At 39.3% G+C, this 13,315-nt stretch carries 11 protein-coding genes; 2 read left to right on the plus strand and 9 right to left on the minus strand.

Annotation, left to right across the window (positions count from 1 at the left end):
* Positions 1-165, minus strand: coding sequence for a hypothetical protein (locus ACNKW3_RS06900; protein WP_427398548.1), 165 nt, complete (start codon positions 163-165; stop codon positions 1-3).
* Between the two features lie 86 nt (positions 166-251).
* Here ACNKW3_RS06900 and ACNKW3_RS06905 point away from each other — a divergent pair, with 86 nt between their 5' ends.
* Positions 252-557 (plus strand): hypothetical protein, encoded by a 306-nt coding sequence (locus tag ACNKW3_RS06905; protein ID WP_427398549.1) that lies wholly within the window; start codon positions 252-254, stop codon positions 555-557.
* Between the two features lie 126 nt (positions 558-683).
* On the opposite strand, the gene ACNKW3_RS06910 is transcribed toward ACNKW3_RS06905, so the two are convergent.
* The 6 genes from ACNKW3_RS06910 to ACNKW3_RS06935 form a co-directional block, all read right to left on the minus strand.
* Positions 684-1,559, minus strand: coding sequence for a TraB/GumN family protein (locus tag ACNKW3_RS06910; protein WP_427398550.1), 876 nt, complete (start codon positions 1,557-1,559; stop codon positions 684-686).
* 17 nt (positions 1,560-1,576) lie between these two features.
* Positions 1,577-2,848, minus strand: a complete 1,272-nt coding sequence (locus ACNKW3_RS06915; RefSeq protein ID WP_427398551.1) for a hypothetical protein — start codon at positions 2,846-2,848, stop codon at positions 1,577-1,579.
* Between the two features lie 1,328 nt (positions 2,849-4,176).
* Positions 4,177-6,069 (minus strand): DNA topoisomerase IV subunit B, encoded by a 1,893-nt coding sequence (gene parE, locus ACNKW3_RS06920; RefSeq protein ID WP_427398552.1) that lies wholly within the window; start codon positions 6,067-6,069, stop codon positions 4,177-4,179.
* 122 nt (positions 6,070-6,191) lie between these two features.
* Positions 6,192-6,761, minus strand: coding sequence for a YqiA/YcfP family alpha/beta fold hydrolase (locus ACNKW3_RS06925; RefSeq protein WP_427398553.1), 570 nt, complete (start codon positions 6,759-6,761; stop codon positions 6,192-6,194).
* A gap of 3 nt (positions 6,762-6,764) precedes the next feature.
* The gene (locus ACNKW3_RS06930) at positions 6,765-7,214 is read right to left on the minus strand and encodes a DUF1249 domain-containing protein (protein ID WP_427398554.1); all 450 of its coding nucleotides are present in this window, start codon (positions 7,212-7,214) and stop codon (positions 6,765-6,767) included.
* Positions 7,215-7,226: 12 nt separating this feature from the next.
* The gene (locus tag ACNKW3_RS06935) at positions 7,227-7,838 is read right to left on the minus strand and encodes an NUDIX domain-containing protein (protein ID WP_427398555.1); all 612 of its coding nucleotides are present in this window, start codon (positions 7,836-7,838) and stop codon (positions 7,227-7,229) included.
* 219 nt (positions 7,839-8,057) lie between these two features.
* On the opposite strand from ACNKW3_RS06935, the gene tolC reads away from it, so the two are divergent.
* Entirely contained in the window at positions 8,058-9,473 is a 1,416-nt protein-coding gene (tolC, locus tag ACNKW3_RS06940) for an outer membrane channel protein TolC (RefSeq protein ID WP_427398556.1), read from the plus strand.
* A 29-nt stretch (positions 9,474-9,502) separates the two neighbouring features.
* On the opposite strand, the gene ACNKW3_RS06945 is transcribed toward tolC, so the two are convergent.
* Together ACNKW3_RS06945 and prsT are read right to left on the minus strand one after the other, a co-directional pair.
* Complete coding sequence (locus tag ACNKW3_RS06945) at positions 9,503-10,345, minus strand: ion transporter (RefSeq protein ID WP_427398557.1); 843 nt, start codon at positions 10,343-10,345, stop codon at positions 9,503-9,505.
* 67 nt (positions 10,346-10,412) lie between these two features.
* The gene (gene prsT, locus ACNKW3_RS06950) at positions 10,413-13,205 is read right to left on the minus strand and encodes an XrtA/PEP-CTERM system TPR-repeat protein PrsT (RefSeq protein ID WP_427398558.1); all 2,793 of its coding nucleotides are present in this window, start codon (positions 13,203-13,205) and stop codon (positions 10,413-10,415) included.
* Positions 13,206-13,315: the final 110 nt, after the last annotated feature.

Here is a 13,315-nt window from a genome sequence, read left to right on the forward strand (position 1 = left end):
TCATGCATAAGTATTGATGTTATATCCAGAACTTCCGACAGGCGCGATAACTGCAGATTCTAAAAGTTGCAATACCGCTTGGCCTTCCTGTTTTTGTTGGTTATTCGACATCTGTGCCGTTTTAACATCGAGTGCATACGCAAGGTTGCTACCTTGAATATCCATACTTTTTTCCTTAATTGCTTGTAGCAATAAGTAAAAGTAGGCAAAATTGCCCACCATTAAATAGTATCGACATGATAGCCGAAAATATGAACAATCTTATTGACGCGTTCAATGACAATTTACAAATTGCTTATCGAAAAGCGGTGGATGCAGACAATAATTTAGATAAGCTGCAAAAAGACGGTAAGGGCAAGTTTGCCGCTATATTTCCTGATGACTCGCCATTTGAAACCTCAAGCAAACGCTTTATTCCTTATGTACAAGAAATTGCTTCAGATGTTGAACAGTTGCAGCAATTAAGCGAACAAGAAATAAAAGCAGCGCTTCCAGAAACGGTGAAAAAACTAGAGCTCTTGTTAGCAACCTTGGTTAAATTTAAAACCAGTGTTTAATGCCTTGGCACTCGCTGTAAGTCAGTTTGCATAAAACAGATAGCCTAACTAGATTAAAATAGACATAAAAAAATCCCCAATATCTAATTGGGGATTTAACTCTTCATTCGGTTCTCTAAAGTGATTCTAAGGAGTAAATTTCTCTACCTTATAGCCATCTTGTTCTAGCAAATGAATTAACCCATCTTCACCTGCAAGATGAAGAGCACCTACTAGTACAAATTCTACATCATCATCTTTTAGCATATTGACGATTTGCGGATACCAAGCATTGTTGCGATCGACCATTATGTTTTGATACACCTTTGGATATTCATCTATCCATGAATCCATACCTGCGGCAAAAAGACCACTTAAATCACCTTTCCTCCAAGCCTCGTGAAGAGACAAGATCATCTCGTCACCTTTACTGACATCTTCTAAGGTGTATTTGATAAGTGCATCAGGGTCCATGTCATTAAATCCTTTAATAAGATCTAACTGAGATTCAACAGACTCTAACCAACCTATATGCTTTTTATTTTCAGTTGCTTTGTTGAAGAAAAAATCGTCGACACCAGGTTGGGTGAAACCTCTAAGTTGAAACTCAGTAATAGTAAGTACTAGCATAGCACCAGCAGGTCTTAGTGCTTGAATCTGGGCAGCAGGAATACCCCGACTATCCAAGTAAGTCTGTAATTGAGTTTGCACTTCTGGAGATAACTGAGCATTCAAGGTTTGTCCTTGCGGTTGCAAAATCACTGGCAAGGTTTGTTGCTGAAACTCTGGCGAGTTCAAAGCTGCAATGTCAGTTTCAAAATACACTTCTTTTGCTTGTTCAAATGCTTCTTGATAAGGGGAAGCTAGAGGATAATCATCTGCAGTTAAAATATGAATAGTTCCTCCAAGATAAAGAAACTTATCACCCTTACTAACTTTATAAACCGAAGAAGCATTGGAAATAAATGCTGTTAGCAGTAGCACCAAAGCGGTTAAAAACTTGAATCTTGTTACTTGCATCATTGTGTCCTTATTTGCAATTAATGAGAAATAGGCAGGGCGTCAATTCTCCCTTGAATTACCTTGACTACTTTTTGATATGTCTCACTGTCAACACTACCATATTTTTGTATAAATGCTTGCTTTGACAGGCCTTCATCTAAATTATTAATTTGTGGAAAGTAGGCATTTTCATCATCAAACGCGATAATAATATCCTGAATGCTCTCTGCCAATTCGGGAGTTACCGCTAGTGACGCAAAATGCGCGCCGGCCATGTCAGCTGACAAGTCTACAAAGCTATATCCAGACCCGCCCTGACCTCTGTCCATAAGCTCTTTAAATTCGCCGACGGCAATACTAAACCCTTGTTGCGATAGAAGTTTGATTGCCGCTGAAAATATAAAATGCAAACTTAAATCATGACGCCCAGCTAGCGTGGTTCCTTTATCAACTGTAGGTATTACCCCGCCCATAGTTTCGCTTAAATTTCCTACTGTCCTAGCAAACCTTCGATGCCCTGCATAGGCTGATAAAGCCATTATAGCTGCTTCGTTTTCTAGTACCGGATCGCCATTTTGGCTATACACCTTGGCTTCTTTCATTAATTCCACTAAATAATAGTTTAGTGAATTACGATTTTCAGGGTTTGGTGGTAATTGATCTAAAAAGAAAAGATACCCCATGACTCTTTGTTTAAATATGTTGCTGCGTTCATCTTCCCCGCTAGTATCGACCTTCTTAAATTCTGACAATAATGATAGTAAAGGTTTGAGTGAAACAATTGCCGTTTTATCAATAACCTGAACAGCTTCAATTGTATCTAAAGCGACACTGGCAACATCACTTTGGGTATACCTATTAGCGATTATTTCAGTCAACCATAGTGCCAACCCGCCTGGAACATGGACTTGACCAACACTGACCGACCTTAAATTAAAACCTTCACCTTCGACAACTTCAGCGTAGAGATTAAAGTACAAGCCACCAAATAACTCTGTAAATTGATAGGTTGCAGCAATCATTATGTGGTCACTTCGAAAATCTACGATCGCTCTGGCTTCTGGATAGGCCCGTTGTAAAAACCCAGCTAAGCTCGTTGCTTGACTCTGGGTAATTTTAATTTGATGGTTGTTTTTTCTTTTAATGATGGCTTGTCTGGATTCATATAGTAATTGATTAACAGAATCAGCATCATTTAATTGTCGGCCGCCATCTGCACTCACTGAACCCGAGAAATCGACAGATAGAAAAACCAGTATTAGTACTAAAACAAGTACTATCAGTAAGCTAACTTTAACTTTTTGCCACATTTAATCAATGTCCGTTAAATCATAAATTGACAACGAACATTCCGTCGAAGCCTCTTGAAATGGTATTGAGTATTTTCCTTGGATTTTCTTTATTAATCATAAATTGACAACCATTCACTAAAATAAACCATAAAATGACAATTTTTTCTAATATACAAAACAATAAAAGGAAACCTAAGGGTGTTTGCGCAATGATAAATGACCTGTTAGTTATCAACAATAGATTTCAGGCATTAATTAATTTTGAATACGAATTACGATAAAAGTTCGCGGCACTTTTTTATAAATGTTGTGTGAACGCGGTATTGGTGTGTGAATAAATTTTTTAAGTCCACCTACCAGCAAAAAATATCAGGAACATTTAAAATATCGATGACCAGTCCCCAGCTAAGAGGTTTACAAAGCCGAAAATTATCGCTAAGAGAGCGCAAAATATCGAAAAGATTCGAAAAATCCAACTAATTGTTTCTAATGTTGATGAGGAGAATTCAAGCTCACGAAAGTTAGCAAAAAAAGCAGCGGCGAAATAACTTAGAAATAGTAGAAAGATTCCAATATATCGGTTCCAATTCATATGCATTGATTCAGCAATCACAATTGGAATTAAAAAGATTGTGAAGAATAAGGAAGAATATCTGAATATTCTCTTGTCTTCAGTCACAAACTTCGTGATGTTCTTGGTTGAAAGATAGAGCATTTCTTCTCCGCCCGCATAAAACAATAAAGCAAAGCAAGCCGAACCAATGTAAAACAATACGCTCCTAAACCTAAACTCACTATTTCCAAGAAAGTAAAATGTAAATACGATAATACCGCCCAAATAAAAACGGGCAGGAGCAAGGACAAAAAGAAATATTGCCAAGATATTCCGAAATTATCGCTCATTAATTCCCGACTTTAGCTTTTACTATAATAGAGATAGCTATTGCCATTGGCTGCTATCATTTGATTTGCCAAATTATAACTCATGCTGAAATAACTATTGTGCTTGATATTGCCCAATACCTCATAGGAAACAGTACTATTGCCTGCTTTACTTTTGCCATAGGTGTTTTTAATCTAACTCTGTTCTTCGTTGTTTTCTGATGTTATTGTTTGCGACCAATCGAAAACGAAAAACCCAATTCCAACGAATATCCCAGCCATGTATGGATAAACACTCTGTGGGATTAAAATACCTATTGCTATTTGAATGATAATAAAGAATATAACCACCAAAAATGATAGCATTTTCTTTTTCAATCGCTTTTGGTTTGGCATTGTCAACTTATGCTTAAATCCTTGTCAGCTTATGGTTTACCATTGTCAATTTATGGTTTAATCACCAATCAATCAATAACCGCGAGGTTTCCTTTGCTTTCGAGCCAAGCTCTTCTGTCTGAGGAACGTTTTTTCGCTAGTAACATGTCCATAAGCTCAAGCATGGTTTCAGCGTCTTCGGAAGTTAGCTGGACCAGTCGTCGCGTGTTGGGATCCATGGTAGTTTCACGTAATTGTAGTGGATTCATTTCACCAAGACCTTTAAAGCGCTGAACATTCACTTTGCCACGCTTGTTTTCAGCTTCAATACGATCAAGTACCCCTTGTTTTTCTGCTTCATCTAAGGCGTAGTAGACTTCTTTACCTATATCAATTCTGAATAAGGGTGGCATAGCCACATACACGTGACCAGCATCTACCAAAGCTCTGAAATGTTTAACAAAGAGCGCACATAATAAGGTGGCGATGTGCAATCCATCAGAGTCAGCGTCGGCTAGAATGCAGATTTTTCCATAACGTAAATCGGATAAATCGCTAGAATCTGGATCTATGCCCAAGGCTACTGAAATATCGTGAATTTCTTGAGACGCCAATACTTGAGAAGAATCCACTTCCCAGCTGTTAAGAATCTTTCCGCGCAGTGGCATTATGGCTTGAAACTCTCTGTCCCTCGCCTGTTTAGCAGAACCACCGGCTGAATCACCCTCGACTAAAAATAATTCAGAGCGCGAGGTATCCTGCGTCGAACAATCGGTTAATTTACCTGGTAATGCAGGCCCCTGAGTGACCTTTTTACGTGCGACTTTTTTACTTTGACGTAGGCGACGTTGTGCATTTGAAATACACATTTCCGCTAATACTTCTGCAACATCAGTGTGTTGGTTTAACCATAAACTAAAGGCATCTTTCACTACGCCAGAAACAAAAGCAGAGGCTTGACGTGAAGACAGTCTTTCTTTGGTTTGTCCCGCAAACTGTGGATCATGCATCTTGGTAGAAAGAATGTAGGCACAACGATCCCAGATATCATCAGCGGTAATTTTGACGCCGCGCGGCAATAAGTTTCTAAACTCACAAAATTCTCGCATGGCATCTAATAAACCTTGTCTGAGACCATTAACGTGAGTACCGCCTTGGGCAGTTGGAATCAAGTTCACATAACTTTCGGTGACCATCTCGCCGCCTTCTGGCAACCACATGACCGCCCAATCTGCAGTTTCCCCGTTACCCGAATATTGCCCCACAAAAGGCGTGTCCTCAGGAATCGTGATACTGTCTTTGACTGATTGATATAGATAATCTCTTAAGCCGTCTTCGTAATACCATTCTTGGCTTTCTTTCGTTTGTTTATTATCGAAGCGAATCTTCAAACCTGGACACAACACCGCCTTGGCTCTCAAAAGATGCAATAAGCGGCTTACCGAAAACTTTTCTGAATCAAAATATTTGGGATCTGGCCAAAAATGTACCCGTGTTCCAGTATTGCGCTTCCCACAGCTATCGACGACTTCTAACTCGCGGGTTTTATCACCGTCAGCAAACGCCATTTCATAAACTTGGCCATCACGTCTTACGGTTACTTCGACCTTATTCGATAACGCATTTACTACCGAAATACCAACGCCGTGCAAACCACCGGAATATTCGTAGTTTTTATTTGAGAATTTACCACCCGCGTGGAGTTTGGACATGATCAATTCGACCCCAGATATTTTTTCCTCTGGGTGAATGTCCACTGGCATACCACGACCATCATCTATGACTTCTAAAGAATGGTCTAGGTGTAGTATCACTTTAATGTTGCTCGCATGACCCGCTAAAGCTTCATCCACGCTATTATCAATGACTTCTTGTGCCAAGTGATTTGGGCGCGCGGTATCTGTGTACATTCCGGGGCGTCGCTTTACCGGTTCTAACCCGTTTAAGACTTCAATGGCATCTGAATTATATTGGCTTGTCATAGTTATTTTTCTTTATTGTTAAGCTTGTTTTCAGCTAGCGAACAGCAGTGACATCAGGACTTATATTTGCCCTTTAATAGCCCTCAATAGTATCAAGGGGACTTGTTCCGAGCAATAATCAACTAGCGCAAAAAGGCGATTATTTTTGGTAGCCATTGGTGATAATCAACAAAGCTATGATCGCCGCCTTGTTCTATATATAAATGGCTATTTCGAAACTTTTCTGCAGCTGTACGGTAATCTAAAGTTTCGTCACCGGTTTGCAGTAGCACCATGTAATTGTCTGGCTTTTTAACTTGCTCACTGTAGTAGCCGTATAAATGACTAATATTTTCTGGCGTTATATAAAAAACTTCACCGCTATATGGGTTAATGTGCTTCCCCATATAGTCTACTAATAATCGAAAAGGTTCCACAGCTGGGTTAACTAAGACAGCTTTACCGCCATATTTTTCAACAAAATAATTGGATAAAAATCCGCCCATAGAGCTGCCAATAAATCTTAGCTCGTTCGCTGGTAATGTTTTAACCAAAGAATCAATAATGTCAACCGCACGATCAATATTTCCGGGCAATCGGGGCGCATGTAAATTTATGCTTGGATAATGTTTTTTAAAAAATGCTTGAGTCTGACGCGCTTTTTCAGACATGGGGGAACTTAAAAACCCATGTAAATAAATAATATGCTGCATGTATTAATTCTGTGTATTTGAAGACTGATTTTGTCTTATGCTCTTGTCGTTATTATCCATGCAGAATTTTAGCCATTCTGCTAAGAATAAGTTGGTCATAAATTTTTCATTTCGTTGATGCATATGTAAGTTGGGGTATTCATACACTGGCTTTAGGCGTTTCACTCGCTGCGTTTCCAAAACTTCAGCAACTTTTGCATCATGATACATTCGGATGACCATCGCAGGGCGCAAAAACGCAGGTGTGCCTGATGTTATTTGCGCCATAGTAAGCGTACTTGTATAGGGCGTAGATTCCAAAATTTGAATGCGATACTCCAGTGCGCCGTTAATAATAAACTGGTAAGACAAATCTTCTGTGTCACAATCAGGCAACAGCTTTAACATGCACATATAGTTATTCTCACAAATTGAGAGAATACTAGGTAAATGTGGTACATATCGCTGTTTCACTTCACTTCCAACTTAAGATGCCCATGCATCCAGAATATTTTGTTTATTTAAAAAGAACCATTGTAGCAGGATTATTGCTGTCGCGTTTTCTAATTTCCCCGACAATAACCATTCTTTCGCAACAGCCTCTGATACTCTATGCACACGAATATCTTCTGTTTCTTCATCTAGTCCGTGTACGCCCCCAGCGTTCGACGCATCGACTTTGCCAATATAAGCATAAATGCGTTCAGTGGTGCCACCTGGACTGACTAAAAAACTCGGTATTTCAAACACTTTATCCAACACCAGATTCGCTTCTTCTTTAGCTTCTCTGTGAATCACCTCTTCATAGGATTCGTTTGGTTCGATAATGCCAGCAACCACTTCTAACTGCCAGGGAGTTTTAGCCGTTTCCATGGCAGGAAACCTAAATTGCTCTATTAAAACAAATTCTTCAAGCTCAGGATCATAAGGTAATACAGCCACCGCATGCCCGCGTTCAAACACTTCACGGGTAAATACTGGTGTCCAACTACCATCAAACTTTTTATGTTGGACGTGATATAAATTAGTTTTAAAAAAACCAGTATGTAGCGACTCCTTGTTAATAACCTTCACATCATCTTTGCCTAACTCTTGCATGAAAACTGGCTCCCTTTCACTGCGATCTTAGTTTAATTTTACTTAATTTAACGAAAATCTGTCGAAATTTCATATTTGAGCAATCTAAATCAGAGTTTTTCACATATTCTGTTACACTTAAACCAAATTTGATACAGGCTTGCGATACTAAGTAACGCTTGATTGTTTTAAAATGACCTTAATGTTAAAAAATTAGAATATTGATAAGGGCTTTATCGGATGAAAAAAACGCTTGTTTCCATTTTCCTTGGCATTAGTTTGTCAAGTTCAGCTTTTGCCGATGATTTACTCACCGTCTATCAAATGGCTGTAGAAAATGATCCGCTTATTAACCGTGCGGAAGCACAAAAAGACGCAGCATATGCTGGTATTGATATCAGCCGTGCAAGCTTACTGCCGCAAATTAGTGGTTCTGTTAGTTATACAGATTCAAGCCGTGAAATCGTTGACCAACAGCTGATTAGCGAAACTGAATTTATCCAAATCAGTGGTGACGTTGACACCAGCAGCTTGAGTTATGGTCTTGACCTTAACATGTCACTGTATGACCACTCTAACTGGTTAAATTTAAACCGAGCAGAAATCGTTGCACAACAAAGTGATGCTAGCCTAGGTGCTGCTTTACAGGATTTGATGGGCCGAACAGTTACCGCTTATTTGGCTGTGCTTAGAGAACAAGACAACGTTGAGTTTGTAAAAGCAGAACTTCGCGCTATTGAGCGTCAATTAGAACAAACAAAACAACGATTTGAAGTGGGTCTTACAGCGATCACTGACGTACACGAAGCACAAGCCAATTACGATAATACCATTGCTCGTCAAATCAGAGCTGAAAACTTGTTAGAACTACGATTAGAAGAGTTACGTGAAATCACCGGTAAATATCATGACAGAATTGATATTTTGGATACTAGTAAGTTCTCGGCAGTTCCACCAAGCCCAGATAATGTGACTTCATGGCTATCTACAGCAGAAGAAGCTAACCTTAATTTGTTAGCGCAAAGATTTGCTCGTGATATTGCAAAAGAAGATATCGATATTTCTCAGTCTGGTCACTATCCGAGCTTAGGTTTACGCGGCTCATACTCTAGAAGCGATAGTAAAACCGAGACATCTTTGGACGGTATCGACCCAGATACTGGCTTGCCAATTGAAACCCGTGTGAACGATCCTGATCCATTGGATAACAGAAGCATTACACTGAGCTTAAATGTGCCTATATATGAAGGTGGCGCAACAACAGCGCAAACTAAAAGAGCCAGAGCAAATTACATTGTCGCAAGTGAAAACTTAGAACTTACATACCGTCAAACAGTACGTTTAGTAAGAAGTTCATTTAACGATGTTAAAGCAGCTATTTCTACTATCAGAGCTCTAGAACAGTCTGTAGTATCTGCAGAAAGTGCATTAAACGCTACTGAAGCAGGTTTTGATGTGGGTACTAGAACAATCGTAGACGTATTAAACAGCACAAGAAACCTGTTTGATGCTCGTCGAAATTTAGCTGATGCTAGATATAACTTTATTCAAGCAATTGTTACGCTAAAACAATCTGCGGGTACTTTGACTAAAGAAGACATTGTAGACATTAACAGAGCCCTATCACCAGCGCCTGTTCAATCTTCAAACTCTTAATCAAAGGTTAAATGAATATAAAGCTGGCGCTATTCGCCAGCTTTTTTATTGCCTGAAGCTATTTGACTAGCTTGTAATTGACTGATTTGCTCACTCAGAGCCGCAATTTGCTGTTGAAGGTCGGTTAGCGTAGGTTTGCCAATGTTTTTCTTTTCTAATTCAGCTTCACGCTCTTTAAGGTGTTCTTCTTCCATTACCCCAACCACTATACCTATCACCATGTTTAAGAAAGCAAACGCGGTAAAGAATATAAAGGTCATGTAATAAATCCAACTCATGGGATAAACATCCATGGTCTCATATTGAATGTCTGTCCAATCTTCAAAGGTCATCACACGGAACAAGGTCAACATAGAGATGGCGATGTTTCCCCATAACACGGGATTAATGTCATGGAACAAATAACTACCCACTGCAGCGTAAATATAGAAAATAATAAACATTAACAGTACAACATAACCCAGCCGAGGAAGTGCTTTAAATAATGAATTTATCAGTACCCTCAATTCAGGGACGATGGAAATCATCCTTAATACTCTAAAGACTCGCACCAATCGCGCTAAGAGCGCCATTTCTGAATCCTGCATAGGCATCAGGCTAATAACCACCACTAGCGTGTCGAAAATATTCCACCCTGATTTAAAGAAGTCTTTTTTGCGTTCTTCAGCAATGAACCTAATGAGAATTTCCACGAGGAAAAACACTGTGATAAACACATCCAGATACAATGTAAAGCGCACGGCACTTTCAGATAATTGGTAAGTCTTAGCACCAATCTCAAGTGCAGACACTATAATCACGGTAATTACGAAAAGCTCAAACACCTTATTGTGTCTAAGCTTAATCAGACCTTGATGAAGTTTTTTGATCATTTAAAGGGGTTCCAAACCAAAACTGGCCCAGGTTAGACTGGGCCAGCTGACTAACATTTAGTTGGAATTATAAATTGTAAGTTTGTCTTAGTGAATCAATTCGTGCTTTAGATTCTGCGGCTGTAAAACTGCTTCGTTCCAAGCGTCGTTCAGCAATTACTAAATCACCATTTTGCAACAATGCTTCAATATAGTTCAAAAGAATCTCTTCATTTCGAGTATTGTCTGTAATCACACGCTTATAAACTTCCAGTGCATCTTCGATCCGACTCTGCTTTACTAAAATTTGTGCATAAGTATCGGCAATGGCAACGTTATCCGCTTGAATATCTAAGGCCTGCTTTGCCAGAACTTCAGCTTTAGCTAGATCGCCCTTTTCCATTTCCAAATAAGCCAAATTGTTTAACACGACAAAATTATTGGGTGTTACTTCTAATATCTTATTGTAGGTGGCAATTGCTTCCTCTTGATCTTTATCAATTTGACGCTCGGCCAACAACATTAAGTTGCGCACATCATTCGGAAATTCTACCGCATGCTGCTTAATTAATTCATAACTTTCATCTGGCTGACCAGCAAGCTCATAGGCTTGAATCAAGACTAACAGGTTTTTGATACCTTTATTAGATTCATAGGCTGCAACCGCGTGTGGCACAGCTTCTGACGGCTTATTATCAATTAATAGTAAGCGCGCCTGAATGCCTCTCAAGAATGGAAGCTCTTTGTATTTGTTATCAATTTTCTCATAAGCAGTTTTCGCTTCAGCAAATTGATTAGTCATAATTAACAAATAAGTGCGAGCAAAATTAACCTGAAGGTTATTTTCTTTGGCTAAAAATTCGTTCGCCTTGTCCAGGGCCTTTTGGTACTCAGATTTACTATCTAAAACTAAAATATAACCTAAAACTGCGGCTTCCTGATTAGGGTAAAGCTTAGACCAAGTATTGTAATGAGCCTCTGCTTCATTGACTGCATTAGATCGCAACAACGCAGTACCTTTTAACGGCCAATATTGCGCCGGGGCTTCTTTATCTGCTTCAATTGTAGAAAGCACTTCTAGAGCTTCATCTACTTTATTAGTAATTAAGGAAGCTCTAGCGGCAAGTAATTTAATTACTTTATTGTCTGGATTTGCTTTTAATTGCTCAAATAATTTTTGCTTGCCCTTTTCTACTTCACCCTTTTGCGCATTAATCGCAAAGTAACTAGCAAGACCAACTAAATGCGCTGGCGTTTTTGCAAGAAGCTCTTCAGTGGCTGCAAGAGCATCATCAATTTTGTTTTGTCTTAAGAGTAGACGTACTTTAGCGGCCAATACGTTGTCGTTAGCATCATCCAATGAGGCTGCATTTTCCAACGTTTGCGCTGCTGCTTGGTAGTTCTCTTGACGTTGTTCAACTTCCGCCTGTAACAAATAACCTTCAACGTCTGCTGGTGCAGTTGATTGCCACTCTTTAGCCAAAGCCATAGCTTTGTCTAATTGATTGGTAGCCAAATAGGCCGTGGCAAGCGTAGTTTTAGCAGTTACCGACTCAGGCGCTTTATTGACGGCATCCTCAAGATTGATCATACCTTCAATATCGTTTAAGGAAAGTTTTAAAATACCTAAACGGGTCAAATCATCCGCAGTTTCACTGATCTTCTCAGCTTGCTCTATTATCTTTTTAGCGCCTTCTTCGTCACCAGCTTTTAATAATTCATACCCAGCGCGTGAAAATAGCGAAGCGTCAGTTCCAACTTTCGGATCCACACGGGCTAACACCTCTTGAGTCTGATCGCCCATGTTCGACTGCAATTGGCTTGCTGCTAGAATTCTCAATCCAGGGTGGTTATCGGGCAAGAATTCGGCAATATAGGAAAGATGCTGAACTGCTTTTTCATATCTACCTAATTGAAAAGCAGAATAACCAGCAACTAATCTCACCGTAGGTTCTACTCGACCGTTTTGGATTGCAGTTTCACTAAAGGTTAAGGCTTGTTCATGATCGCCAGCAGCAGCTCTCACCACACCTTTTAGTTGATTTAAAAGTCCATTTTGATTGTTAATTTCCATTAACTCGTCAATGTACTTTTCGGCTTTTTCCATTTGCCCTTGTTCTACCAACATATTGGCTAAAGCGAATTTAATCTCAACATCATCAGGAGCAACTCTGATGTAGTCTTCGTATACCTTGGCTGCTTCTTCTTGTTGATTATTGATAATGTGCATGCGCGCGGTAAAATTCAGAACGTCCCGATTCAGTGGCGCTCGTTCACGCATGCTTTCAGCAGTCTCTAAAGCACCAACAAAATCGCGCTCTATCACTTTACTAATGGCGGCAACTAAGCCCTTGTATACAGTATCGGAATTTAGCGCCAACAATTCTTCAATTAAACTTTGCGCTTCTTCATTTTTTTCCAGTTGCAATAAAGATTGGAGTTTTCGATATCCTACTTCCAACTTTTCAGCAGATGTTAATTCAGAGGTTTCTAAGTCAAGCTCTGAAAGCGCAACATTTGCACCAGTGCGCTGGTAAGCTTCAGATAACAAAGGAATGACTTTAGATGCGCTATAACCAAGCTCTAACGCTCTGGACAATTCTTTTTCTGCTGATTCAAAGTCTTTAATATCAAGATATATTTTGCCTAGTTCAAATCTAGCTACGGGGAGAGAGGGATTTTGTTGAACTGCGTTTTTGAGTTCAACAATGGCAGATTTGTTATCGCCTTGTTGCAAGAATACATTTGCTTGCTCTATGTGTTCTTCTGCGCTTTTTTCAGCACAAGCCCACATAAACAAACAACAAGCACTTAAAGATAATCCTTTGATAAATTTGGAAATTATCGTCCGAGATGTTGCGAGATTTTGTTCGCTTTGCATACTTCATTCCTTTTAGTGACAAGCGTGTGGTGTATTAATACCAGTAATAATCGCATTAAACCATAACATACCCCAATAGTTTAATGGTATATATAGATTTAATGACGTAT

This window comes from Glaciecola sp. 1036, from assembly GCF_050306235.1.
GTDB lineage: Bacteria > Pseudomonadota > Gammaproteobacteria > Enterobacterales > Alteromonadaceae > Glaciecola.

Bases quoted from the DNA above. Each gene is read 5' to 3' on its own strand.
- ACNKW3_RS06945 (WP_427398557.1), bottom strand. From the start codon at position 10,345: ATGATCAAAAAACTTCATCAAGGTCTGATTAAGCTTAGACACAATAAG.
- prsT (WP_427398558.1), bottom strand. From the start codon at position 13,205: ATGCAAAGCGAACAAAATCTCGCAACATCTCGGACGATAATTTCCAAA.
- ACNKW3_RS06910 (WP_427398550.1), bottom strand. From the start codon at position 1,559: ATGATGCAAGTAACAAGATTCAAGTTTTTAACCGCTTTGGTGCTACTG.
- parE (WP_427398552.1), bottom strand. From the start codon at position 6,069: ATGACAAGCCAATATAATTCAGATGCCATTGAAGTCTTAAACGGGTTA.
- ACNKW3_RS06915 (WP_427398551.1), bottom strand. From the start codon at position 2,848: ATGTGGCAAAAAGTTAAAGTTAGCTTACTGATAGTACTTGTTTTAGTA.
- ACNKW3_RS06905 (WP_427398549.1), top strand. From the start codon at position 252: ATGAACAATCTTATTGACGCGTTCAATGACAATTTACAAATTGCTTAT.
- ACNKW3_RS06900 (WP_427398548.1), bottom strand. From the start codon at position 165: ATGGATATTCAAGGTAGCAACCTTGCGTATGCACTCGATGTTAAAACG.
- ACNKW3_RS06935 (WP_427398555.1), bottom strand. From the start codon at position 7,838: ATGCAAGAGTTAGGCAAAGATGATGTGAAGGTTATTAACAAGGAGTCG.
- ACNKW3_RS06925 (WP_427398553.1), bottom strand. From the start codon at position 6,761: ATGCAGCATATTATTTATTTACATGGGTTTTTAAGTTCCCCCATGTCT.
- tolC (WP_427398556.1), top strand. From the start codon at position 8,058: ATGAAAAAAACGCTTGTTTCCATTTTCCTTGGCATTAGTTTGTCAAGT.